Source organism: Cellulomonas cellasea (assembly GCF_030372105.1).
In the GTDB taxonomy this organism is placed as follows: Bacteria; Actinomycetota; Actinomycetes; order Actinomycetales; family Cellulomonadaceae; genus Cellulomonas_A; species Cellulomonas_A cellasea_A.
The window spans coordinates 176,190-199,601 of sequence record NZ_JAUDBQ010000004.1 but is presented as its reverse complement, the minus strand read 5'-3'; the positions used below and the strand labels follow the sequence as shown (position 1 = coordinate 199,601).

General features: G+C 74.0%; 19 protein-coding genes. 2 read left to right on the top strand and 17 right to left on the bottom strand.

Translation table 11 applies throughout. The features are described 5' to 3' along the window. Positions 1 to 7: 7 nt before the first annotated feature. The 9 genes from QUV83_RS05890 to QUV83_RS05850 all read right to left on the bottom strand — a co-directional run bounded on the left by QUV83_RS05890 (position 8) and on the right by QUV83_RS05850 (position 8,871). On the bottom strand, positions 8 to 646 hold the full coding sequence (locus QUV83_RS05890) for a DUF4190 domain-containing protein (protein WP_289563267.1): 639 nt from the start codon (positions 644 to 646) through the stop codon (positions 8 to 10). 46 nt (positions 647 to 692) lie between these two features. Next, the gene (locus QUV83_RS05885; protein WP_289563266.1) at positions 693 to 1,151 is read right to left on the bottom strand and encodes a DUF2752 domain-containing protein; all 459 of its coding nucleotides are present in this window, start codon (positions 1,149 to 1,151) and stop codon (positions 693 to 695) included. A 67-nt stretch (positions 1,152 to 1,218) separates the two neighbouring features. Next, positions 1,219 to 1,764 (bottom strand): DUF4190 domain-containing protein, encoded by a 546-nt coding sequence (locus QUV83_RS05880; RefSeq protein ID WP_289563265.1) that lies wholly within the window; start codon positions 1,762 to 1,764, stop codon positions 1,219 to 1,221. Between the two features lie 182 nt (positions 1,765 to 1,946). After that, positions 1,947 to 2,267, bottom strand: a complete 321-nt coding sequence (locus QUV83_RS05875; protein WP_289563264.1) for an HGxxPAAW family protein — start codon at positions 2,265 to 2,267, stop codon at positions 1,947 to 1,949. 100 nt (positions 2,268 to 2,367) lie between these two features. Further along, positions 2,368 to 2,994: a Trp biosynthesis-associated membrane protein gene (locus tag QUV83_RS05870; RefSeq protein WP_289563263.1), complete on the bottom strand. Its 627-nt coding sequence runs from the start codon at positions 2,992 to 2,994 to the stop codon at positions 2,368 to 2,370. Then, a complete protein-coding gene (locus QUV83_RS05865; protein ID WP_289563262.1) occupies positions 2,991 to 4,559 on the bottom strand; it encodes an anthranilate synthase component I in 1,569 nt (522 codons plus the stop codon). Before QUV83_RS05865 ends, QUV83_RS05870 begins: the two co-directional genes overlap by 4 nt. After that, positions 4,559 to 5,008 carry a phosphoribosyl-AMP cyclohydrolase gene (gene hisI, locus QUV83_RS05860; RefSeq protein WP_289563261.1) on the bottom strand — a complete coding sequence of 150 codons (450 nt, stop codon included), beginning with the start codon at positions 5,006 to 5,008 and terminating at the stop codon, positions 4,559 to 4,561. Before hisI ends, QUV83_RS05865 begins: the two co-directional genes overlap by 1 nt. A 123-nt stretch (positions 5,009 to 5,131) precedes the next feature. Next, entirely contained in the window at positions 5,132 to 6,985 is a 1,854-nt protein-coding gene (locus QUV83_RS05855) for an ABC transporter ATP-binding protein (protein ID WP_289563260.1), read from the bottom strand. Further along, positions 6,982 to 8,871: an ABC transporter ATP-binding protein gene (locus tag QUV83_RS05850; RefSeq protein WP_289563258.1), complete on the bottom strand. Its 1,890-nt coding sequence runs from the start codon at positions 8,869 to 8,871 to the stop codon at positions 6,982 to 6,984. Before QUV83_RS05850 ends, QUV83_RS05855 begins: the two co-directional genes overlap by 4 nt. Positions 8,872 to 8,965: 94 nt before the next feature. Here QUV83_RS05850 and QUV83_RS05845 point away from each other — a divergent pair, with 94 nt between their 5' ends. After that, on the top strand, positions 8,966 to 9,613 hold the full coding sequence (locus tag QUV83_RS05845; protein ID WP_289563256.1) for a TIGR03085 family metal-binding protein: 648 nt from the start codon (positions 8,966 to 8,968) through the stop codon (positions 9,611 to 9,613). A gap of 29 nt (positions 9,614 to 9,642) precedes the next feature. Here QUV83_RS05845 and hisF read toward each other — a convergent pair whose 3' ends face one another. The 6 genes from hisF to QUV83_RS05815 all read right to left on the bottom strand — a co-directional run bounded on the left by hisF (position 9,643) and on the right by QUV83_RS05815 (position 14,546). Further along, positions 9,643 to 10,413, bottom strand: a complete 771-nt coding sequence (hisF, locus tag QUV83_RS05840; RefSeq protein ID WP_289563254.1) for an imidazole glycerol phosphate synthase subunit HisF — start codon at positions 10,411 to 10,413, stop codon at positions 9,643 to 9,645. Position 10,414: 1 nt separating this feature from the next. Next, on the bottom strand, positions 10,415 to 11,293 hold the full coding sequence (locus QUV83_RS05835) for an FKBP-type peptidyl-prolyl cis-trans isomerase (RefSeq protein WP_289563252.1): 879 nt from the start codon (positions 11,291 to 11,293) through the stop codon (positions 10,415 to 10,417). 73 nt (positions 11,294 to 11,366) lie between these two features. After that, positions 11,367 to 12,728 (bottom strand): Pup--protein ligase, encoded by a 1,362-nt coding sequence (pafA, locus tag QUV83_RS05830; protein WP_289563251.1) that lies wholly within the window; start codon positions 12,726 to 12,728, stop codon positions 11,367 to 11,369. Between the two features lie 46 nt (positions 12,729 to 12,774). After that, complete coding sequence (gene prcA / locus QUV83_RS05825) at positions 12,775 to 13,488, bottom strand: proteasome subunit alpha (RefSeq protein WP_289563250.1); 714 nt, start codon at positions 13,486 to 13,488, stop codon at positions 12,775 to 12,777. Further along, complete coding sequence (prcB, locus tag QUV83_RS05820) at positions 13,485 to 14,342, bottom strand: proteasome subunit beta (RefSeq protein WP_289563248.1); 858 nt, start codon at positions 14,340 to 14,342, stop codon at positions 13,485 to 13,487. Before prcB ends, prcA begins: the two co-directional genes overlap by 4 nt. A 6-nt stretch (positions 14,343 to 14,348) precedes the next feature. Next, positions 14,349 to 14,546 (bottom strand): ubiquitin-like protein Pup, encoded by a 198-nt coding sequence (locus tag QUV83_RS05815; RefSeq protein WP_066588025.1) that lies wholly within the window; start codon positions 14,544 to 14,546, stop codon positions 14,349 to 14,351. Positions 14,547 to 14,704: 158 nt separating this feature from the next. Between QUV83_RS05815 and QUV83_RS05810 the strand changes: the two genes are divergently transcribed. Next, complete coding sequence (locus QUV83_RS05810; RefSeq protein WP_289563246.1) at positions 14,705 to 19,894, top strand: SCO7613 C-terminal domain-containing membrane protein; 5,190 nt, start codon at positions 14,705 to 14,707, stop codon at positions 19,892 to 19,894. A 15-nt stretch (positions 19,895 to 19,909) separates the two neighbouring features. On the opposite strand, the gene dop is transcribed toward QUV83_RS05810, so the two are convergent. Together dop and arc are read right to left on the bottom strand one after the other, a co-directional pair. Further along, positions 19,910 to 21,520 (bottom strand): depupylase/deamidase Dop, encoded by a 1,611-nt coding sequence (gene dop, locus QUV83_RS05805; RefSeq protein ID WP_289563244.1) that lies wholly within the window; start codon positions 21,518 to 21,520, stop codon positions 19,910 to 19,912. 109 nt (positions 21,521 to 21,629) lie between these two features. After that, positions 21,630 to 23,264 (bottom strand): proteasome ATPase, encoded by a 1,635-nt coding sequence (gene arc / locus QUV83_RS05800; protein WP_289563243.1) that lies wholly within the window; start codon positions 23,262 to 23,264, stop codon positions 21,630 to 21,632. Between the last annotated feature and the right edge of the window lie 148 nt (positions 23,265 to 23,412).

The window sequence follows — 23,412 nt, the reverse complement described above, 5'->3', positions numbered from 1 at the left end:
GCAACGGTCAGTAGCCGTAGGAGTTGCTGCTGGCCCCGACCAAGATCAGCGGCAGCACGACGAAGAACAGCAGGATCAGCACGCTGATCCCGAGGGAGATCCACCCGAGCACCACTCCCGCAGTGGCCAGGCCCGCGTTGTTCGCCTCCCCGGCCAGTGCCGCGTCCTTCGCCTTCTTGCCGACGATGATCGCGGGGATGCCCGTGAAGAACAGGCAGCCCAGCACGAACGACGCGATGCCGAGGACGAGCGACCACACCGCCAGGTCATTGCGCGGGTACACGTAGGGGGCGGCATACCCGTACCCCTGCTGTGCGGGGTAGGGCTGCTGGGCGCCGTAGGGCTGCTGGCCCGGGTGGGGCTGCTGCGCGCCATAGGGCTGCTGCGCGCCGTAGGGCTGCTGGCCCGGGTAGGGCTGCTGCGCGCCGTAGGGCTGCTGGCCCGAGTAGGGCTGCTGGGCGCCGTAGGGCTGCTGGCCGGCGTCAGGCTGTTGGCCGGCGTCAGGCTGCGGCGTGCTGTGCGACTGGCCCGGCGCGGGCGGCTGCGCGGCGTCCGGCTGCTGCGCCCCGGGATACGGCGGCTGCGCGGGCTGCTGCGGCTCGGCGCGGTCGGCGTCGTCGGCGGGCTGGTTCGGGTTGTCGCTCATGGCACGCATCTCTCTGTGGTCCTGGTCGGTCTTGTGAGCCTAGGCCTCAGGGCGCCAGCCACGGGGCGAGATCGGGCACGTTCCGCAGCGCGGAGTAGCCGAGCACGACCACGAGGAACAGCCAGGCGGGCCACGCCCTCACCCGGTCGGATGGCGCGCGGGACGTCCCACGCCACCGCCGGACGGCCCAGCGCCCCCACAACGCCGCTAGCAGCGGCACGGCCAGCACCCACAGCGGGTTCATCGCCCATGCGCCGGCCAGGTCGCCCGTCGCGAGGTCGTGCGTCGCGCGCAGCCCTCCGCAGGCCGCGCAGTACAGCCCGGTGAGGGCGAGCAGCGGGCACACGCCGTACTGGCCAGGCGTGTGCGGGCTGACGAGCGCGACCACAGACGTGGCGATGGCGATGCCGAGGGCGACCGCGCCGGGGGCCGCCATCCGCGCGAGGCGCCCTTGCGGGGCCGTCGGGACCTGCGCCTGGGCGGTGGCGTGCTCGTGTGGCGCCACAGACGCAGGCCAGCCCGCCCCCGGATCTGGGAGCGGGCTGGCCTGCGGGTCGTTCATCGAGCTCGGCTCAGTACCCGCTGGGCGTGTTCGACATCTCGTCCAGGAAGTCGGTGTAGCCGGCGATGCCGCCGATCGCGATGAAGAAGATGATGCCCAACACGGACAACGCGATGGCGACCCAGCCCAGGATGATGCCGGCCGTCGCGAGCCCGCTGTTGTTGGCCTCGCCCGAGGCGACTGCCTTCTTCGCCTTGGAGCCGACGATCACGGCCGGGATCCCGGTGAAGAACCCGCACGACAAGACGATGCCCACCAGGCCCAGGACGAAGGACCACACACCCAGGTTGTTCTTGGGGTAGCCGTAGGCGGGCTGGCCGTAGCCGCCGCCGGGGTACTGGCCGGCGCCGCCGTACTGCGGGGCGGCCGGGTAGGGCGTGCCGGGCTGCTGCGCCTCGCCCGGGTACTGCGGGGCGGACGGGTACTGCGGGGCCGGCGGGTACTGGCCGCCGCCAGGCTGCTGCGGGGTGCTGCCGGGCTGCTGCGGCGTGCCGCCGGGCTGCTCGGGCTGGTCACCGGCGCCGTACGGGTTCTGCGGCTCGTTCGGGGTCGACATCATGTCTCCTGAGGTCACACCGACGGCACGCACCATCGGTAAGGAACGGTCTGACTCCGGCAGGGCAGGTCAGCCATGCCGCGCGGGCAGGCTAGTGCCGATGCCCAGCCCGCACGGCCCGACACGTCGCCGCGAATAACTCGCCCACCTGGGGCGGGGCTCCTCGCGGCGACCTCTTGAGTTCAGTGTGCGCCGTGTCCGGCCTGCTTGGCGAGCGTTGCGGCGCCACCCTGGCCGTGGCCGAGGATCTGCATGACCTTGCCGACGACGACGCCGAGCACGAGGACGCCCATCCCCGTCCAGAAGAGCCACGGCTGTGCGAAGACGAGCGCCAGGCCAGCGATGGTGAAGCCGACGAGGACGAACACGACGAGCGTCCACGAGGCGTTCGTGTGGCCGTGGTTCGTCGGCGGGGTGGTGAGGGGAAGGGTGACGGTCTCCTCGGATGTGGAACCCGTCGGGGCACCGCTCCCGGGACGACGTTCGACAGTCTGCTCGGCCATGTGACGGCGCCTTTCGGGTCAGAGATTCTGCTGGACACCTTATCGGACCAGCGCGGACACCGGCGCGCGGGGCGCCGGCCCTGGCATGTCGGGCGGGGTCTCAGGTGGGGTCGTCGCCGCGGGTCAGCGAGTCCCAGGCGGCTTGGTCGTCGTCGGGCTCCACGCGTGCCGCCACGGGGTCGGCGGCGCCCGGGGCGGAGTGCCGGCGCGTCGGGCTCGGCCAGGCGCGTGACATGACCGCCAGCAGGGCCGCTCCGCCCAGGTCGGCGGCGCCCACCACGAGGGCCGCCCACGGCCACAGGGTGGGTCGCACGGGCGCGGCGAGGGCGCTCACGCCGGTCAGCTCCGCCGCGGCGGTCTCCGCGATGCCCGCGCTGTCCGTGAGCGCGCCCACCGTCGACGCGAGCACGATGGCGCCGGCCAGGGCGACGACCGCCACCACCACCCAGCGCCCGGCGCGACCCACCAGGCCCGTCGCCCCCATCGCCGCCAGCAGCACCACCGCGGCGGCCACGACCCCGGGCGCGGCTTGCGTGCCCGTGACGTCGACGGGGACCGCGCCCTCGAGCGCGGAGGCGCCTGTGCTGCGCAGCCAGACTGGGACTGCGCTCACCGCCGTGAGCGCGGCCAGCAGCAGCAGGAGCATCGCCGCGGGGCCGCGCCCAGCCCGGCGCCCTGGGGCGATGCCCGGCGAGGCGTCGCCGTGGGCGGACGTGTGCGAGGTCATCGCCGCACGGCCCGCACACGCGACGCGATCTGCACGGCGCGCACCGCCGCGGCCGCCTTGTTGCGCGACTCCTCGTACTCGAGGGCCGGCACCGAGTCGGCCACGATGCCGCCGCCCGCCTGCACGCTCGCCCGCCCGTCGCGGATCAGGGCCGTGCGGATCGCGATCGCCATGTCCATGTCGCCCGCGAGGTCGAAGTAGCCGACTGTGCCGCCGTAGATCCCCCGGCGAGCCGGCTCGATCTCGTCGATGAGCGCGATCGCCCGCGGCTTGGGCGCGCCGGAGAGGGTGCCCGCGGGGAACGTCGCCATCAGGGTCTGCAGCGCGGTGGCGCCCTCGCGCAGCCGCCCGACCACCGTCGAGCAGATGTGCATGATGTGGCTGAAGCGCTTGACCTCCATGAACTCCACGACCTCGACGCTGGCCGGCTCGCAGACCTTCACCAGGTCGTTGCGGGAGAGGTCCACCAGCATCAGGTGCTCGGCGCGCTCCTTCGGGTCGGCGAGCAGCTCGTCCATGAGCTGCTTGTCGTGGTCCGGGTCCGTGCCGCGCGGCCGCGACCCCGCGATGGGGAAGGTCACGACGCGCCCGTCGGTCACCTTGACCAGTGTCTCGGGGCTGGACCCGACCACGGCGAACCCTGCGCCGTCCGCGTCCTCGAGCTGCAGGTAGTACATGTACGGGCTCGGGTTGATCGTCCGCAGCACGCGGTACACGTCGATCGGGTCCGCCGGGCACTCCAGGTCCAGGCGCTGGGAGAGCACCACCTGGAAGACCTCGCCGTCGCGAATGGCGTCCTGGCCCGTGCGCACGGACTCCTCGAAGTCCGCCCGCGAGGTGCGGAACTCCAGGGCCGGCTCAGGGGCGTCCACCAGCTCCGACGCCGCGGGGGGCGCCGGGCTCAGCAGGCCCTGCTGCATGGCGTCCAGCCGGGCCACGGCGTCGGCGTGCGCGTCGTCGACCCGCTCGTCGGTGTCGTCGAAGTTGATCGCGTTGGCGACGAGCCACACCGAGCCGTCGTGGTGGTCGACGATGGCCAGGTCGCTGGCCAGGCACATGGTCAGCTCGGGCACGCCGAGCTCCTCGGGCGCCCGGGCAGGCAGAGTCGGCTCCCAGTGCCGCACCACGTCCCAGCCGAGTGCGCCGACCAGGCCGCCGGTCAGCGGGGGCAGGCCCGGCGCCGCGGGGGTGCGCAGCACCTCGAGCGTCGCGCCGAGCACCTCGACGGGGTCGCCCTCGAGCGGCACGCCCACCGGGACGTCGCCATGCCACACGGCGCGGCCGTCGCGCGCGGTCAGCGTCGCGCGGGACCGCACGCCGATGAACGAGTAGCGCGACCAGGCGCCATCCGACTCGGCGGACTCCAGGATGAACGTCCCCGCCCGCCCCTGCGCGAGGGTGCGGTACAGGCCGACCGGCGTCACGTCGTCCGCGAGCAGCCGCCGGACCACGGGCACCACGCGACGCTCGGCGGCGAGGGCGCGGAACTCCTCGAGGAGCGGCCACGTCGCGCCCCACGGAACCTCGACGGCTGTCGTCGCGGCGGGGACGGCGGGTGCGCTCATCATGCTCCTCGGGTGTGGGGTGGGACGGATGTGCTGTCGGCTTCCGGCTCGGGGCGCCAGCCCACGACGGCGGGCAGGTCGCCGCCGGCCTCGAAGCAGGTGCGCGTGCCGGTGTGGCACGCCGCGCCGACCTGGTCGACGCGCACGAGCAGCGCGTCGCCGTCGCAGTCCAGGCTGACGGACTTCACGTACTGGGCGTGGCCTGACGTGTCGCCCTTGCGCCAGTACTCCTGGCGCGATCGGCTCCAGAACGTGACGCGGCCCGACGTCAGCGTGCGGTGCAGCGCCTCGTCGTCCATCCAACCGACCATGAGCACCTCGCCGGTGTCGTGCTGCTGCACGACGGCGGCGATCAGGCCCGCGGCGTCGCGGCGCAGGCGCGCAGCAACGGCGGGGTCGAGGCCGGTTCCGGGAGTCGGGTCCGTGGTGGGCGAGGTCGGTGCGGGCACCCCTGGATCTTCCCACGCAGGCGCGGCGGCCGGTCGTGCGGTCCGACGCCCGGACGCCCGCCGGGCATCGACCGCGGCCCAGCCGTCGAGCGGCGACCAGTCACGACGCCGCCGGTGGCAGGCTCAGCGGGTCTGCGACACCCAGCTCGCGTGCATCCCCGCGTAGGCGCCGCCACGCGCGACGAGCTCGTCGTGCGTGCCCACTTCGACGACCTCGCCGGCGTCGACCACGACCACCAGGTCGGCGGCCTCCGCGGTGGACAGCCGGTGCGCGATCGTCAGGGTGCTGCGGCCCTGGGTCAGGGAGCGCAGCGCGCGGGCGATCCGCACCTCCGTGGCCGGGTCGACCGCCGAGGTGGCCTCGTCCAGCACGAGCAGGTCGGCGCCCGCGAGGTGGGCCCGCGCGAGGGCCACGAGCTGGCGCTCCCCCGCCGACAGCGACTCCCCGCGCTGGCCCACAGGCGTGCGCAGCCCCTGGGGCAGCTCGTCGAGCCATTCGCCCAGGCCCAGTTCCACGAGTGCGCCGCGCGCTGCCGGCTCCCATGCCTCGGGGGTGGGCGCGTCGACGCCGCGCATCCCCAGGGCGATGTTCTCCCCGAGGGTCGTGTCGAACAGGAACCCCTCCTGGGGCACCATCACGACCCGCTCGCGCAGGTTCGCCAGCCCGATCTCGCGCACGTCCACCCCGTCGAGCAGCACCTGGCCCGACGTCGGGTCCATGAGCCTGCCGACGAGCTTGGCCATCGTCGTCTTCCCCGAGCCGGTCGCGCCGACCACGGCGACGGAGGTGCGGGCGGGCAGCTCGAGGTCCACGCCGTGCAAGACCGGCGGGCCGCCCGGGTACGCGAAGCCCACATCCCGCAGCGTCACAGCAGCGGGGCCGCGCGCTGAGCGCGGCGCGTCGGGGCCCGCGTCGACGACGCTGACCGGGGTCTCGATGACGGCCAGGACGCGGCGCCAGCCCGCCACGGCGTTCTGCAGCTCGTTGAGCACCTCGGTGGCCATCTGCACGGGGCCGGTGAAGAGCTGCACCAGGAACAGGAAGGCCAGCAGCCGCCCGACGCTCAGGTCGCCCGCGATGCCCAGATAGGTGCCGCCCACCACGACGGCGGCGAGCACCAGGTTCGCCACCAGCACGCCACTGGAGAACACGAGGGCGACGGTGTTCTGCGCGCGCACCATGGCGTTGCGCGTGCCACGGATCGCGCGGTCGATCTTGCGCTGGGTGCGGGCCTGCACGCCGTACGCGCGGATCGTCTCGGCGCCCACGACGGCCTCGGAGATCGCGCCGAGCATCGCGCCGATCTGCTCGCGGACAGCGGTGTACGCGGCGTTGACGCGCTTCTGCAGCGGCCCGAGCGCCACCATCAGCGGCAGGAAGCACAGCCAGACGAGGATCGTCAGCTGCCATGAGTAGACGGCCATGAGCGCCGTCGCGACGGTGAGCTGCAGCAGCGAGACGAGCAGCATGATGCCGCCCCACTGGACGAACATCGAGATCGTGTCGACGTCCGAGGTGACGCGCGAGACGAGCGACCCGCGCCGCTCGGTGTTCTGGGTCAGCACCGACAGGTCGTGCACGTGCCGGAACGCCCGCACCCGCAGGGCCAGCAGGCCGCGCTCGCTGGCCCGGAAGAGCCGCACGTTGACCAGCGCCGAGCAGGCGGCGCCGGCCAGCAGGCCGACCACCGCGAGCGCGACGAGCGTGAGCACGCGCCGGACGTCGGGGCCGTCGGCCGCCAGGATCCCGGTGTCGATGGTCTGCTGCACCGCGATCGGCACCACGATGCGCCCGGTCGCGGCGAGCAGCGCCAGCAGCAGGGTGAGCGCGATGCCGTCGAGCAGCTCCGGGGAGACCTGCACGCCGCGCCGCAGCGTGCTCCAGACGCCGAGTGTCGAGGCGCCGATGCGGTGATCGGCTCCGTGCGGCGTCGCGGGGGCCGACGTGGTGGGCTCGGTGGCGGCGGGGGCGGTCATCGGAGTCCTCCGGTCGGCAGCTCGGCGGACTCGTCCAGCTCCGCGGCGCGGCGGGCCGACTCCTGCTCGTAGGCGGTGGCGAGCTCGCGGTACCCGGGGTCGCGGGCCAGCAGCTCGGCATGCGTGCCGCGGTCGACCACGCGGCCGCCCTCGAGGTGCACCACCTCGTCGGCGAGGCTCACCGAGGACATCCGGTACGCCACCATCAGCACAGTCGGCGACACCGCTCCATCGCCGGCGGAGGCCGCGGCGCGCAGCCCGGTGAGGATCTGCTGCTCGACGCCGGGGTCGACGGCCGACGTCGCGTCGTCCAGCACGAGCAGCCGCGGCCGCCGCACCAGCGCGCGGGCCAGCGCGAGCCGCTGCCGCTGGCCGCCGGACAGGTTGGACCCTCGCTCGCCCAGCGGCGCGTCGAGGCCGCCTGGCAGGGCCCTGACCACGTCGTCCACCCGGGCGAGCCGCAGCGCCGCCCAGACCTCCTCGTCGCTCGGCGCCCCGGGCTCGGCGACGTCCGCGAGGGTGACGTTGCCCCGCACCGTGTCCTCGAACACGAAGGTCGTCTGCGCCACGAGCGCCACCTGCGAGGTGATCGCCTCGGCGCGCAGGTCGCGCAGGTCGTGGCCGTCGATCTCGACCACGCCGCTCGACGGGTCGATCAACCGGCTGAGCATCGAGGCCAGCGTCGTCTTGCCGGCCCCGGTGGGGCCCACCAGCGCGACGGTGCGGCCCGGCGCGAGGTCGAGGTCCACCTCCGCCAGCAGCTCGGCGGAACCGCCGCCGGCCGGCACGCTGACGCCCACCTGGCGCATCGAGACGTGCGCGCCCTCGGCGGTGCGGGGCAGGTCGCCCTCGCCCGGCTCGAGCGCGCTGGTCGAGTCGAGCACCCGCGCGACCCGGTCGTGGCCGACTAGCGCGCGCGGCAGGTCGCCCAGCACCCAGCCGAACGCGCGCACCGGCACGGCCATGAGGGTCAGCAGGTAGGCGGCCGAGACGATGTCGCCGGTGCTCACCGCGTTGTCGGCGGCCCGCATCGCGCCGACCAGCAGGAGCAGCAAGGTCCCCAAGCCCGGCAGCGCGTCGATGGTCGGGTCGAAGAACGCGCGGATCACGCCCACCTTGATGTTCGCGTCCCGCAGCGTCTGCGCGCTCGCCGTGAACCGACGCTCCTCGCGGTCCTCCGCGCCGAGCGACTTGACCAGCAGCGCGCCCTCGAAGCTCTCATGCGCGATGTCCGAGACCTCCGCGCGGAGCTGCTGGGCGCGGGTGACCGCCGGGGACATCTTCCGCTCGAAGACCACGTTCGCGACCATGGCCAGCGGCAGCACGACGAGCGCGGCCAACGCGAGCCACACGTCGGTGCGCAGCAGCTGCACCGCCGCGACGCCGATCATCACCACCACGCCCAGCGCGAAGGGCAATGGGTTGAACACCGACGTGGTGGCCTCGACATCGGCGTTCGCGTTCGACAGCAGTTGGCCGGTGGGGTGGCGCCGGTGCCACGACATGGGCAACCGCAGGTACTGGCGGGTCACCTTCGCGCGGAAGCCCGCCTGCTGGTCGGCCACGCCCATGCCCGCGAACACGCGGCGGCCGGCGACGCTCAGCGCCAGGGTCACCGCGACGGCGACCAGGGCGAGCCCGGCGAGCCAGATGCGCTCTCGCGCCTCCGCGGAGCCGTTGAGCGCGGGGACCACCACGTCGTCCGTGACGACGCCCAGCACGCTGCTCACCGCGACCGTCGACGCGCCGAACACCGCCGAGGTGCCGATGGCCAGCACATAAGTGCGCGGCTGGGAGGCTATGCCCTGCCACAGCAGGAGGGCCGATCGTCGGGCGAGGGATCCGGTCAGCGCGACCTGACGCGGTGCTGCGGGGCGCGCGGGCACAACGGTCCTTCCATGGGGCGGGCGGGATCTGAGGATCCTCTCACGCACCGCCGACAGCGGTCCGTGAGGGCTCGTGACGTGGGACGATGCCCGCATGACGACGTGGCACGCGCTCGAGCGCGCAGACCTGGTCCAGGCGCTGTCCGAGGCCGGGCCCGACGCGCCCACGCTGTGCGCCGGCTGGCGCACCCGCCACCTCGCCGCGCACGTCGTGCTGCGCGAGCGCTCGCTCGTCGTGCCGGCCGGGCTCGGCGGGCCGCTGGCGGAGCGCGCCGACCAGGCCATCGAGGACGCCGCGGCCCAGGGCGCCACCGCGCCAGGCTTCGAGGCCCTCCTCGAGCAGATCGCCGAGGGCCCCCGCCCGTGGCATCCGCTCGCCTGGGGCGCCGAGCTCGCCAACGTGCTCGAGTTCTTCGTCCACACCGAGGACGTGCGCCGCGGCGACGGCCACGCCGCCCCGCGCGGGCTCGACCCCGACCGCTCCGAGGCGCTGTGGCGCCAGCTGCTGCGCATGGCCCCGTTGGCCTACCGGCGCTCAGGCGCGGGGGTCGTGCTCGTCCGCCCCGACGGCGTGCGGCGCGCTGTGCGCAGGCCCACCGGCGACCAGGGCGCCGTCGTGGTGCGCGGCGCTGTCTCCGAGCTGGTGCTGCACGCCTTCGGGCGCGGCGCGGCGGCCGACGTGACGCTCGACGGCGCGCCGCACGCGGTCGACGCGGTGCGCGACCTGCTGCCCGGCGGCTGAGAGGCCGCGACTGAGGGCTGGGGGCTGCCCTAGCGGACGGTGATCCCGGCCGCCCGCAGGTGGTCCTTGACCTGCCCCACCGTGAGCGCGCCGAAGTGGAACACGCTCGCGGCGAGCACGGCGTCGGCGCCGGCTCGGGCGGCCTCCACGAAGTGCTCGGGCGTCCCCGCCCCACCGCTCGCGATCAACGGCACCCGCACCTCGCGGCGCACATCGCGCAGCATCTCCAGGTCGAAGCCCGCAGTCGTGCCGTCGGCGTCCATCGAATTGAGCAGGATCTCCCCCGCGCCCAACTCGGCGGCGCGCGCCGCCCACTCCACCGCGTCGATGCCGGTGCCGGTGCGACCGCCGTGCGTGGTCACCTCGTAGCCCGAGTCGGTGCGCACGTCGCCGGTGACCCGGCGCGCGTCGACGGACAGCACGAGCACCTGGCTGCCGAACCGCTGGGCGATCTCGGCGATCAGCTCGGGGCGCGCGATGGCCGCCGTGTTGACGCCCACCTTGTCCGCGCCCGCCCGCAGCAGCCTGTCGACGTCATCGGTGGTCCGGACGCCGCCGCCGACCGTCAGCGGGACGAACACCTCCTCGGCGGTGCGGCGCACCACGTCGTAGGTGGTCTCGCGGTTGCCGGACGAGGCCGACACGTCGAGGAAGGTCAGCTCGTCGGCGCCCTCGGCGTCGTAGCGGTGCGCGAGCTCCACCGGGTCGCCGGCGTCGCGCAGGTTCTCGAAGTTGACGCCCTTGACGACGCGGCCCGCGTCCACGTCCAGGCACGGGATGACCCGCAGCGCGACTCCCATGTCAGCCTCCCGTCCCGCCGGCGCCGGACGCGGGGCCCGTGGCCAGGATGTCGATCACGAACACGATGGTCTGGCCGGCGAGCTCTTCGCTCTCGGTGGCGCGCATCGGGTAGCTCGGCGGCACCACGAGCATCACCTGGCTGCCGACCGGCTGCTCCACGAGCGCCGACCACGCGGGCACGCTGTCGAGCCGGAAGGTCCACGGCACGCCGTTGGTCCAGCTGGTGTCGAACGGCTCGCCGGACGTCCACGAGAACCCCGTGTACTGCACGGTGATGGTGTCGCCCTCGGCCACCTGCTGGCCGGTGCCGCGCAGCAGCGGCTGGACGACCAGGTCGGTGGGCGGCTCCGTCTCCGACGGTGAGATCGACGGGGCGCCGTTCTCCGCCAACGTCACCGTGGGCAGGTCCTCGCGGGGCGCCAGCGGCTCCCCGTCGGCGCGGGTGTTGAGCACGTCGATCACCGTGACCGTCGGGTAGTTGGCCGCGCCGCTGCCGGGCGCAGGGCTGACCTGCACCAACCGTGCGCCGACGCGCTGGCCGCGCAGCATCTCGTAGAGGTCCTTGCCGAGGTCCTCGGCCGTCAGCACGCGCGGCGTGGGGTTCGTCGAGTAGCTCTCCGTGACGACGCTCGCGTCCGTGGCGTTCTCCAGCCAGAAGTCCACGAGCACCGGGCTGCCCTCGACGAGCTCGGGGCCGGTGCCGGGCCAGACCTCCTGGGTCAGCGTCTCGCTGACCGACAGCGGCGTGCGGTACGTCACCGTCGGCTTCTCGCCGGCCGTCCCGGTGACCACCACCTCCGGCGGGTCGTCCGGCGTGGCCACACAGCCGGTGAGCAGCAGCATCGCGGCCGCGAAGCACGCGACAACGTGACGTCGCACAGTCGTCCTTCCGTCGTGGATCCGGCCCACTGTACGGGGCGGGCGCTGGGCGCCCTGCGGAGGTCCACGACGATCACATGGACTCGATGAGCCTCTCGACGCGCTCGTCGACGTTGCGGAAGGGGTCCTTGCACAGCACAGTCCGCTGCGCTTGGTCGTTGAGCTTGAGGTGCACCCAGTCGACGGTGTAGTCCCGTCGGGCCTCCTGCGCCTTGCGCACGAAGTCGCCGCGCAGCTTCGCCCGGGTGGTCTGCGGGGGCACCGCCGTCGCCTCGAAGACCTCCAGGTCGGTGGTGACCCGCTCGACGAGGCCGCGCGCCGCGAGGAGGTTGTACAGGCCCTCGGTGCGGGAGATGTCGTGGTACGCCAGGTCGAGCCGCGCGACCCGCGCGTCGGACAGGTCGAGGCCGTGCTTGGCGCGGTAGCGCTCGATCAGCCGGTACTTGATCACCCAGTCGAGCTCGCGCTCCACCAGCGCCAGATCCCCCGTGCGCAGCGCCCGCAGCCCGCGCTCCCACAGGTCGATCACCTGCTTGACCACGGGTGTCGGCCCGACCTCCCGGTCCACGAAGTCCTTGACCCGTGCGAGGTACTCCTCCTGCAGGTCGACGGCCGTGACCGTGTGCCCATTGGCCATCACCACAGGCCGCTTGCCCGTCATGTCATGGCTGATGTCGCGGATCGCGCGGATCGGGTTCTCCAGGGCCATGTCCCGCATGGGCATGCCCGCCTCGATCATCCGCAGGATGAGGTCCGTGGACCCCACCTTCAGCAGGGTCGTCGTCTCCGACATCGACGAGTCGCCGACGATCACGTGCAGCCGCCGGTAGTGCTCGGCGTCGGCATGCGGCTCGTCCCGTGTGTTGATGATGGGGCGCGACCGCGTCGTCGCGCTCGACACCGCCTCCCAGATGTGGTCGGCGCGCTGCGAGAGGCAGTAGACGGCGCCCCGCGGCGTCGTGAGCACCTTCCCGGCGCCGGTGAGCACCTGGCGGGTGATGAGGAACGGCACCAGCACGTCCGACAGCCGCGCGAAGTCGCCCTGCCGGCGCACCAGGTAGTTCTCGTGGCAGCCGTAGGAGTTGCCCGCCGAGTCGGTGTTGTTCTTGAACAGGTGGATGCGGCCCGTCAGGCCCTCGTGCTCCAGGCGTTGCTGGGCGTCCTGCACCAGGCCCTCGAGGATCCGCTCGCCGCCCCGGTCATGCGCGACGAGCTGGCGCACGTCGTCGCACTCGGCCGTCGCGTACTCCGGGTGCGAGCCCACGTCGAGGTACAGCCGCGACCCGTTGCGCAGGAACACGTTCGACGACCTGCCCCACGAGACCACCTTGCGGAACAGGTAGCGCGCGACCTCGTCGGCGGACAGGCCACGCCCGTCGTCCGACGCGCACGTGACGCCGTACTCCGTCTCCAACCCGAAGATCCGACGGTCCATCGTTCGCCCCCCTGTGGTCAGACTGCCCTGCATGCGAGCCGACGGCTCATGAGCTCGGCGGCGCCATCGCGAGCAGGTCCTCGAGCACCGGGCCGGTCAGCCGGCGGAACGCGCGCCTGGGCCGGGTCCGGTCGAGCACCGCGACCTCGAGCTGGCTGGCCGGGATCTCCTGCGGCTCGCCCTCGCCCGTCGATCCGAGCACCCTGACGGCCACCGAGAGCACCTCGGGCAGGGACATCCCCGCCCGCCACTCCTCGGCGAGGACGGTTCCCAGGCGCTCGGCCTGGCCGCCCATCACCACGTAGCCGTACCCGTGCTCGTCGGCCACCGAGCCGTCATAGGACAGCCGGTAGATCTGGTCCCCGGCCGGGGTGTCCGCCACCTCCGCCACGACCAGCTCGACCTCGAGGGGCTTGGACTCGGTGGTGAACACCGTCCCCAGCGTCTGCGCGTATGCGTTCGCCAGCCCCCGGGCGTTCACGTCCTTGCGGTCGTAGGAGTACCCGCGCAGGTCCGCGTAGCGCACGCCCGCCACCCGCAGGTTCTCGAATTCGTTGTACTTGCCGACCGCCGCGAACGCGATCCGGTCGTAGATCTCCGAGATCTTGTGCAGCGCGCGGGACGGGTTCTCCGTGGCGAACGCGATCCCGTCCTCGTATTGCAGCACCACGACCGACCGGCCGCGGGCGATGCCCTTGCGCGCGTAGTCGGCCCGGTCCTTCATGAGCTGCTCGGGCGAGACGTAGAACGGCATGCTCATCGGTCGGAGTCCTCCGTCTCGCGGCGGTCGCGGCGATGCTGCTCGCGACGCTCGTCCAGCACGTCCTCCACGATGCGCCCGAGCTCGTCCTGGGGCACCCGGACGTAGCCGGCCGCCGTGACGCTCGCGATCACGGGGTAGATCCGACGGGACTCATCCGGCCCGCCCGTCGCGGAGTCGTCGTCCGCGGCGTCCACCAACGCCCCCACAGCGACCCGCACGGCAGCCGTGGCGTCCAGGCCCGGCCGCCAGAGCTTCTTCAGCGAGCCCCGCGCGAACACCGAGCCCGAGCCGACGCTGTGATGGTCGCGCTCCTCATACCGGCCGCCCGTGACGTCGTAGGAGAAGATCCGCCCGGCCCCGCGGTCGAGGTCGTACCCAGCGAACAGCGGAACCACGGCCAGGCCCTGCATGGCCAGGCCCAAGTTGCCGCGGATCATCGTGGACAGCCGATTGGCCTTGCCGTCGAGCGAGAGCAGCGTGCCCTCGATCTTCTCGTAGTGCTCCAGCTCCAACTGGAAGAGCCGGACCAGCTCCACCGCCAGGCCAGCGGTGCCGGCGATGCCGACGGCGGAGAACTCGTCGGCGGGGAAGACCTTCTCGATCTCGCGGTGCGCGATCATCGAGCCCATCGTGGCGCGGCGGTCGCCCGCCATGATCACGCCCCGGTCGAACGTCAGGGCGACGATCGTGGTGCCGTGCGGCGCGAGCGGGCCCTCGCCTCCGGGCTGCTCACCCCGCCCCGGCAGCAACGCAGGGGCGTGGCCCTGCAAGAACTCGACGAACGAGGAGGAGCCGGGCGTGGTGAACGCGCCCGGCAAACGCCCCGGGGACGCCGTGTGGTCCGTGCCCATCGGCGCTCACTGACCGCCCTTCTGCACGAACCCGCGCACGAACTGCTCCGCATTGGACTCCAGCACCTCGTCGATCTCCTCGAGGAGCGCGTCGACCTCGGCGTCGCGGGCCTGCGCCGCGGGCGTCGGTGGCGTGGGGACGTCCGGTCCGTCGACCGGCTCGTCCTCCTCGCGGCGGACGCGACCGTGTTCCTGACCAGCCATCGTGACCTCCCGGTGTGCTGAACGAGTCGTGCTGCTCCCACAGTAGGCCCTGCCCCGCGACCGGTCCGACTGGAGCCGTCCACCCTGCGGACAGCCTCGCCGACATCGGCTGTGGAATACCCGCCCAGCGGGCCTCCGGGTACGCCACGATGTGCCACATGCCGTCCTCGCAACGCCCTGACCAGCCAGGCGACCTCGTCATGGCGGTGCGCGCGGCGCTCGTCGACTCCTCCCGCTGCCCGGCCTGCGCAGCCACGCTCACCGCGAGCACCTGCGTCGTCTGCGGCTTCGAGCTGACGGGCTCCGGCGGGCGCCGCCTCTGGGAGCTCTCCCAGGAGGCTGTCGGCGCGCTGGACCGCCGGACGGAGCACCTCGACCTGATGCGGGCGGAGCAGCATCAGCGCCGGGCGGCCGAGGCCTCCGCGGCCGCGGCGCGCGCGGCGGAGGTCGCCGCGGCGGCACGGGCGGCGGCGGTGGCCGCCGAGCAGTCCGCGGCGGCGGCATGGTCGTCGCCGCCTGTCGCCCCGATGGCCGCCCCGCCGCCGCGAGTCGCGCCTCTCGCCGGGCCGCCCACTGGCCCTCCCCTCATCCCGTACTCCACACCTCCCCTCCCCCGCCCGATGGCGTCACAGCCAGCGCCACCGCCGCGGGCGCCGTGGCGTGTCCAGACGGTGCTCCAGATACTCGGCGCGCTCCTGATCGCCGCCGCCTGCGTGGTCTTCCTGCTGTTCAGCTGGGGATGGCTCGGCTTGGTGGGCCGCGCCGCGGTGATCGGCGTCGGAACCGTGGTGGTCTTCGCCGCCGCGTCGAGCCTGCGCCGGGCCCGCCTCGGCTCCAGCGCGGAGGCCGTCGGCGGCATCGGGACGGTGATGCTGCTGCTCGACGCGTGGGCGGTGCACGCCACCGGCCTCATCGCGCCCAGTAGCGGCGCCGTGTACGCGGCTGCCGCATGCCTGGTCTGCGCGCTGCTGCTCGGCGCGTGGGGGCACGTCGCGCGGATCAGGACCGGCGCCGCCGCCGGCGCGGTGCTTCTGCCGGTGGCCCCGGTGCTGCTGGCGCCGCTGACGCCTGGGCACACTGCGTGGCTGCTGGTCGGGAGCGTGTTGCTCGCCTCGGCCCGGTTCGCCATGGGATCCGCCACTGCCGTCGCAGGTCCGCCGCCCGGCGAGCCCGCCCGCGGCGAGGACGGGCCTGGCAGTGGCCTGGGGCTCGGCGCCGAACGGGAGCGGGGCTGGAGCGGGCTCGAGCGCGGGGTGCTGGAGTGGGTCGCGTGGCTGGCGGCCGGATCGGCCACCGTCATCGCCCTCGTCGACGTGGCGCGTGCCACCGCCAGCCCGTGGTCCCCGGCCGCCGCGCTGCTCCTGCTCGCGGTGTTGGCGGGCCTCCAGAGCCGCTGGTCTCGCGCGCGGCATCCGCGCAGGGCCGCGGCGTGGGAGGCGGCGGCTGGCGCGCTGCTCGCGCTCGGGTCCGTGGGCGTCGGCGTGGCCGGGGTCCACGCGGGGATTCCGAGCGGCGTGTTGTGGGCGTGGGCCCCCGCCAGCGCAGCGGCTGTCACGATCGGCCTGGCGCGGGCCGCGGCGGGCCGCGCGACTCGCGGGGCCCTCGTCGTGGCGATGCTCGCGGCGGCTCCCTCGGCATCGATGCTCGTCGCGCTGCTCGCGGCGCTGATGCTCGACGTCCGTCAACTGCCGCCACCGCTGACGGCGGCTGCTGTCGTCGGCGGCGCGCTGGCCTTCTGTGCCGCGACGGGCCTCGCGTCGCCGTGGCGCGCGGCCCGGGTGGGCGGCGCGTGGACCGCGGCGCTGGCGCTGCTCGCGCTGCCCGCGCCAGTCGTCTCGATGTGGCCGGGGCTGGGGCCCGTCGGCCTGGTGCTGCTTCTCGCCTTCGTGGCGGCCCTCGGGGTCCTCGCCGACAAGGCCGGGCTGCGCCTGGACGGTCGCAGCCGCACACCCCTTCGCTCACTGGTGGTCCTGGCCCCGGTGGTGGCGCTCATCGCGTCCCGGGACGCCGTGTCGGCAGGTCTCGCACTCCTCGCCTGTGCGGCCGTGGCCGTCGTCACCCGCGGGTGGGCGTCTGGCCGGGCCCTCGCCCGTGCCGCGCTGCTCGCCACAGCCCTCGGGCTGCTCTGGCTCGGCGGGGTGGTCCTGGTCGCGAAGCCGCTCGCCCCGGGGACTGCGGCGGCCGTCCTCGCGGCGCCGATGCTCGCGGCGGTCGTCGCCGCCGTCCTCGCCCCGCGCATGCCGTGGACGCGCGCCGATCGATCGGCTTCGCTGTCCGTCGCAGCCACGGTGTCCGTCGCCGCGTGGATGTCGGGCGCAGCGGGCCTGCCCGCACAACCCACTGTGCTCGACCAGGCGGCGCTGATCGCCGTCGCCGTGGCAGCCGCCGTGGCGGCCCTCGTCGTCGCGGGGCGCGGCCGGTCGACGCTGGGGCCGCGCTGGCAGGTAGGCGCCTCGGCGGCGTGGGCCGTGCTGGTGCCGGGCTCCTTGCTCACCGCGTGGCTGGCCACCGACGGCGCGCTGCTCGGCGCCGCACTGCCGGTGGCCGTCACAGCCGTCGCGGGCGCCTGCGTGCTGCTGGCCGGGCCGCTGTCGGCCCGCCAGGAGGACGCCCGCCGCGCCACCGAGGGCGCAGGCTGGGCGATGGCCGGCACGCAGCTGCTCGCGGCGGCGGCCACCGTCGGCGCCCAGGGCGGTCCCGGGCGCCTCGCGCTGGCGGTCGTCGTCAGTGCGGTGGTCGCCGGGGCCTGGTCGTGGCAGCCGGGCCGCCGATGGGCCCGCTGGTGGGCTCTCGGACTGGGCGTCGCCGCGACGTGGGTGCTGCTGCTGCACGGCGGAGTGGGCGCCCCCGAGGCCTACCTGGCGCCGACGGGCGCCGTCCTCCTCGTCGTGGCGCTGCGACGCCGGCGCCTCGGCGGCGAGGACGACGTGCCCCTGCTGGTCGCCGGCCTCGCGCTCGCCACAGTGCCGACTGCGCTGCTCGGCGGCGACCTCCCCCTGGGGAATGTGCCGCGCGCCGCGCTCGCCCTCGGCGCGGGAGCGGTGCTCGTCGCCTGCGGGATGTGGGGCCGGTCCAGGCCCTTCCTCGCGGCGCCGCGCCGCGACGTCCTCCTGGGGCTGGCAGTCCTCGTGCTCGTCCTCGGGCCGGCGGGTCATGCGCTGCGCGCGACCGAGCCGGTGAGACGGGGCAGTGGGCTGCCCGGGACCCTGGGCCTCGAAGAGGTCGAGGCATGGTCCCTGCCGGCCGTCGCCCTCACCCTCCTCGCCTTGCGGGGGCTGGTCACCTGCACGGCGCGCAGCCGGCGGGCAGCGCTGCTCGTCGGGCCGTGGATCGCGGCCGGGATCGCGGCGATCCCGAGCCTGCTGGCCGTCGACCACTCGACGCTCGGGACAGTCCGCTGGTCGGTGCTCTTCGCGGCGGGCTGCGCTCTGGCCCTGCACAGCGCGGCTCGGGGCGGATGGAGCACCCCGGGAGGAGCGCCCACCGTTCCGGTCGGCCTGGTGGTGGCGGCCGTCGCGGCGTTCACCAGCGCGTCGTCCGCCATGAGCGCGCTCTGGGACCTCCCCTTGGCGCTGCTGGGCTTGCTGCTCGTCGCCGTGACCGCGTTGCTGCTGCGCGCCGGGGCGCAGGTCCCGACTCTGCTCCACGCGGGGGCGCTGCTGCTGCTGCCCTCGGCCCTCCATGACGACACCTGGCGTGTGCTCGCCGCGCTCGTCGTCGGCGCCGCGCTGGCGGCCTGGGCGACGCGCCTGGGCCAAGGGCCCGCGTCCCGACTCCTCGCGCTCGTCGGCACGATGCTCGTGCTGGCCGGGCCCGTCCGCCACGGACTCGTGGCCGCCACCGTCAGCGCGGGCACACCCGCACTGGTCGAGGTGGAGCTGTGGGCGATCGCCTCGGCCCTCGTGACCGCCGGCGCGGCCCGTGCGCTGCACCGCCTCGGCGGCGACGACGCCCGGGCGGTGGACCGGGTGGCGCCCTGGCTGCTCACCCTCGTGCTCGTGCTGCCCACCGCCATCGCTGTGGACGAGACCCCGGCGGGCCTCCTGCGCTGGGCCTGCGTCATCGTCGCGGGGGCCGCGTTGGCCTGGTGGGCGGCCTGGTCCCCGAGGGCCGGGGCCCGAGCGGCCCAGCTCGTGGCGATCGGGCTCACGGCGTGTGCGCTGGCCACGCCGTCCGCCGTCCTGCAGGGCGTGCTGCCGAGCGTGGAGCTCCCCCTGGTGGTGCTCGGCGTCGTCCTCACCGCCACCGCCGTGTTGAGGGCGGCCCGCGGACGCGCGGACGTGATGACGACAGTGGCCGGACCGCTCCTGCTCGCCTCGCTCGCCCTCGGCCCCGCCACCACCTGGCGCGCGCCCGTGGCCCTTGCCGCCGCTGCCGTGTTGATCGCCCTGAGCGCGTCGACGCTGTGGGGCGGGCGGCACTCCGCTGAGCCGGGCGCGCCCTCCGCTGAGCGCAGCGCGCGAGCCGCACGGGCCAGCGCGGGCCCGCTCCTCGGCGCGGTCCTCCTGTCCGTCATCGTCGCCACCCGCGATGCCGCAGTCCCCGCGACGGTCCGCGCCGGTGGGACCACCCCGGGTCTGGGCGACGTCGAGCTGTGGTCACTGCCGAGCGCCGGGCTCCTCGCCGCCGCACTGGTCCTGGCCGCCTGGCGATGGCCGTTCCCGAGCCCGGGTCCACGCCGATGGGGACTGCCCTGGGTCACGGCCGTCGCGCTGGCCCCGACGCTGCTCGCCGTGGACTCCAGCGGCTCCGGGACGGTGCGCGCCCTCGCGGTGCTGACGGCCGGGAGCACGCTGGCGCTCATCGCCGGGCTGCGCGCTGCGACGGGGGCGGCCCGGACCCGCGCCGTCGCCACCGGGCTGGTCAGCGCCAGCGTGGCGGCGCTGCTGGGGGCGTGGCTCACCCCGGTGGTGCCGCCCGACGTCTACCTCGTGCTGCTCGGGGCGGTCGTGCTCGCCCTCGGGACCGCACGGCTGCGGCGCGACCCGGATGCCAGCAGCTGGTCGGCGCTGGGAGTCGGGCTGGTGCTGGTGCTGGCCGTCCCGTTCGCCACCGGCTGGGCGATCCCCACCACGTGGCGGCTGCTGCTCGTGGTCGTGGGGGCGCTCGTCGCGGTCGTCGCCGGGGCGGTCCTGCGCTGGCAGGCCCCGTTCCTGCTCGGCGGCGCCGTGCTCGGAGCCGTCGCGCTGATCCAGGCCTCGCCGGCGGCGGTGGCCGCGATGCGGGTCGTGGAGTGGTGGGCCGTGCTGGCCGTCGGCGGCGCCGTGCTCCTCGGGCTGGGCCTCACGTACGAGCGTCGGCTGCGGGAGGCCCGGGAGGCCGTGCGGTTCGTCGGGGCGATGCGCTAACGGCGTCCTCCCGGGTCAGGTCCCCAGCGCCTTGAGCAGGCTTCCGGCGTCCGGGCTCGCCTCGAGCAGCGCGCCCACGTGCGCCTCGGTGCCGCGCAGCGGGTCGCGCATCGGCACGCGCTGCAGGGTCGGGGCGCCGGGGACGTCGAAGATCACCGAGTCCCAGCTCGCCGCGGAGACCTGCGGGCCGAACCGCGCGATGGCCTCGCCGCGGAAGTAGGCGCGGGTGTCGCGCGGCGGGTGGCTGACGGCCTGCTCGACCTCCTCGGGCGTCACGAGCGTCTCCACCGCCCCGGCGGAGAGCAGCCGGTGGTAGAGGCCGCGCTCGGGCCGCACGTCGGACCACTGCAGGTCGACGGCGGCGAGCCGGGGGTGGTCCCACTCCAGGTGGTCACGGCGGCGCATGCCCTCGAGCAGCCGCAGCTTGGCGAGCCACTCCACTTCGCGGGCGCAGCTCGCCGGGTCCTCGGCGAGCCTGCGCAGCAGCGACTCCCAGCGGTCGAGCACGTCGCGCGTCTCGTCGTCGGGCTCGGCCCCCGTGCGGGCCAGCGCGTCGCGCACCGCGTCGAGGTAGGCGCCCTGGATCTCCAGGGCTGTCATCCGGCGCCCGTCCGCGAGCTCCAGGCGCTCGGTCAGCGCCACGTCATGGCTCACGAGGTGGGTCGCCGAGACCGGGTCGCGCAGGGTCAGCGCGTCGACGGCCGCGAGCATCGGGCCGACGTCGACCCCCGCGACCTCCGACTGCTCGATCAGCCAGAGCACGAGCGAGGTGGTGCCGAGCTTGAGGTAGGTCGCCACCTCCAGCAGGTTCGCGTCGCTGAAGATCACGTGCAGCCGGCGCCAGCGGTCCGGGTCGGCGTGCGGCTCGTCGCGCGTGTTGACGATAGGCCGCCGCAGCGTCGTCTCCAGCCCGATCTCCGCCTCGATGTAGTCCGCGCGCTGGGAGATCTGGAACCCGGGGCGCTCCCCGCGCTGCCCGAGGCCCACCCGGCCGGCGCCCGTGAACACCTGGCGGGTCACCAGGAACGGCATCAGCCGGGAGGCGAGTTGGGCGAACGGGACCGCGCGGTCCACCAGGAAGTTCTCATGGGTGCCGTAGGTGGCGCCCTTGCCGTCGACGTTGTTCTTATACAGCGCGACGTCGGGCAGCGCGGGCGTCGACGCGAGGGCGCGCACGGACGCGAGCATCACCAACTCACCGGCCCGGTCCCACCGGACGGCGTCCAGCGGCCCGGTGACCTCCGGCGAGGAGTACTCGGGGTGCGCGTGGTCCACGTACAGGCGGGCGCCGTTGGTGAGGATGACGTTCGCGGCGCCCGGGTCCTCGTACTCCTCGACAAGCGAGCGGGCGAGCTCCTGGGGGCCGTCGCCGGACGGCGCGGGCCGCTCCGGGTCGTTGGTGAGCATCGACGGGTGCGCGGACGCGCGCTGCAGGTGGAATCCGCGGGCGTCGAGCAGCGGGTCCTCGTCGTCGTAATCCCACCGGGCGCGGGTGCGCGTCCCCTCGCGGGCGGCGGCGTGCACGGCCACGACGTGGCTCGACAGCAGCATGGGGTTGGCGTTGGGCCGCCCCGGTTGGAGGATCCCGTACTCGGTCTCGATGCCCATCACACGACGCACGCTCACAGGCACACCCTAGGCGTCGGGCCGGACGGGCAGTGCGCCAGTCCGGACGGGCAGTGCGTCGGGCTGCACGGGCAGCGCGTCATGCGCGCCGCCCGTGCCGCCCCACGTGTCAGAGGTACTGCCCGGTGCTGGTGACGGTCTCGATCGTGCGGGACGCGTCGGCGCCCTTCTTCCCCTGGACGATCGTGCGGATGAACACGATCCGCTCGCCCTTCTTGCCGGAGATCCGCGCCCAGTCGTCGGGGTTGGTCGTGTTGGGGAGGTCCTCGTTCTCCTTGAACTCGTCAACGCAGGCCGTCAGCAGGTGGTCCACCCGGACGCCTCGCTGACCGGTGGCGAGCAGGTCCTTGATGGCGGACTTCTTGGCCCTGTCGACGACGTTCTGGATCATCGCGCCGGAGTTGAAGTCCTTGAAGTAGAGGATCTCCTTGTCACCGCTGGCGTACGTCACCTCGAGGAAGCGGTTCTCCTCGCTCTCGGAGTACATGCGCTCCACGACGCGGTTGATCATGGCCTCGACGGCCGCGCTCGCCTGTCCGCCGTGCTCGGCGAGGTCGTCGGCGTGGATGGGCAGCGTGGGGACGAGGTACTTGGCGAAGATCTCGCGGGCGCTCTCCGCGTCGGGCCGCTCGATCTTGATCTTCACGTCGAGCCGCCCAGGCCGCAGGATGGCCGGGTCGATCATGTCCTCGCGGTTGGAGGCCCCGATGACGATGACGTTGTCGAGCCGCTCCACGCCGTCGATCTCGCTGAGCAGCTGGGGGACGATCGTCGTCTCGACGTCGCTGGAGATCCCGGTGCCGCGGGTGCGGAACAGCGACTCCATCTCGTCGAAGAACACCACCACGGGGTGCCCCTGGGACGCCTTCTCACGTGCCCGGGCGAAGATGAGCCGGATGTGGCGCTCGGTCTCCCCCACGTACTTGTTGAGCAGCTCGGGGCCCTTGACGTTGAGGAAGTAGCTGCGCGCCTCGTCGCCCTCCTCGCCGCGCGCCTTCGCGGCGGTCGTCGCGAGCGAGCGGGCCACAGCCTTGGCGATGAGCGTCTTGCCGCAGCCGGGCGGCCCGTACAGCAGGACGCCCTTCGGCGGCTTGAGGCCGTGCTCCCGGAACAGGTCCGGATGCAGGAACGGCAGCTCGACCGCGTCGCGGATGGCCTCGATCTGCGGGCCGAGGCCGCCGATGTCGGAGTAGTCGATGTCGGGGACCTCCTCGAGCACGAGGTCCTCGACCTCGGCCCGGGGGATGCGCTCGAGCACGAAGCCGGAGCGTGTCTCGACAGTCAGCGCGTCGCCCACCCGCACCGAGTCCTCGAGCAGCTGCCCGGAGAACCGCACGACCCGCTCCTCGTCGCCGCGTCCCACCACGAGGGCGCGATGCGTGCCGAGCAGCTCCTTGACGGTGACGAGCTCGCCGACGTCCTCGTACCCGCCGGCCTCGACGACGGTCAGGGCCTCGTTGAGCATGACCTCCTGGCCCGGCCGCAGCCGCTGGACGTCGATCGTGGGACTGGCGCCGACATGCATCTTGCGGCCGGAGGAGATGACGTCGACGGTGCCGTCGGGCCGGGCCGACAGGAACGTCGCGAAACTCCCCGGCGGCTTGGCGAGCTCGTCGAGCTGGCGCTTCAGCTCCACGATCTGCTCGCGGGCCGCCATCAGCGCCTCGGCGATGCGCTCGTTGCGAGCGGCGAGGAGGTTGATCTCACGTTGCAGGTCGTGGCCAGGTGCTGCCGGTTCCGTCATCGTGTGGTCCTCCCATGATCGACCCCCGAGGTGCACACCGATGTGCTGGTCTGACGACCCTAACTTCTCGGGCGCCACCCTGCCGAGCGTTTCTCTCCTGGTGGGCATGCCGCCGCGAACGCGCTGGTCACAAGGCTCAGAGCAGGTC

Bases quoted from the DNA above. Each gene is read 5' to 3' on its own strand.
- QUV83_RS05890 (WP_289563267.1), bottom strand. From the start codon at position 646: ATGAGCGACAACCCGAACCAGCCCGCCGACGACGCCGACCGCGCCGAG.
- QUV83_RS05880 (WP_289563265.1), bottom strand. From the start codon at position 1,764: ATGTCGACCCCGAACGAGCCGCAGAACCCGTACGGCGCCGGTGACCAG.
- QUV83_RS05875 (WP_289563264.1), bottom strand. From the start codon at position 2,267: ATGGCCGAGCAGACTGTCGAACGTCGTCCCGGGAGCGGTGCCCCGACG.
- QUV83_RS05870 (WP_289563263.1), bottom strand. From the start codon at position 2,994: ATGACCTCGCACACGTCCGCCCACGGCGACGCCTCGCCGGGCATCGCC.
- QUV83_RS05865 (WP_289563262.1), bottom strand. From the start codon at position 4,559: ATGAGCGCACCCGCCGTCCCCGCCGCGACGACAGCCGTCGAGGTTCCG.
- QUV83_RS05855 (WP_289563260.1), bottom strand. From the start codon at position 6,985: ATGACCGCCCCCGCCGCCACCGAGCCCACCACGTCGGCCCCCGCGACG.
- QUV83_RS05845 (WP_289563256.1), top strand. From the start codon at position 8,966: ATGACGACGTGGCACGCGCTCGAGCGCGCAGACCTGGTCCAGGCGCTG.
- hisF (WP_289563254.1), bottom strand. From the start codon at position 10,413: ATGGGAGTCGCGCTGCGGGTCATCCCGTGCCTGGACGTGGACGCGGGC.
- pafA (WP_289563251.1), bottom strand. From the start codon at position 12,728: ATGGACCGTCGGATCTTCGGGTTGGAGACGGAGTACGGCGTCACGTGC.
- prcA (WP_289563250.1), bottom strand. From the start codon at position 13,488: ATGAGCATGCCGTTCTACGTCTCGCCCGAGCAGCTCATGAAGGACCGG.
- prcB (WP_289563248.1), bottom strand. From the start codon at position 14,342: ATGGGCACGGACCACACGGCGTCCCCGGGGCGTTTGCCGGGCGCGTTC.
- QUV83_RS05815 (WP_066588025.1), bottom strand. From the start codon at position 14,546: ATGGCTGGTCAGGAACACGGTCGCGTCCGCCGCGAGGAGGACGAGCCG.
- QUV83_RS05810 (WP_289563246.1), top strand. From the start codon at position 14,705: ATGCCGTCCTCGCAACGCCCTGACCAGCCAGGCGACCTCGTCATGGCG.
- arc (WP_289563243.1), bottom strand. From the start codon at position 23,264: ATGACGGAACCGGCAGCACCTGGCCACGACCTGCAACGTGAGATCAAC.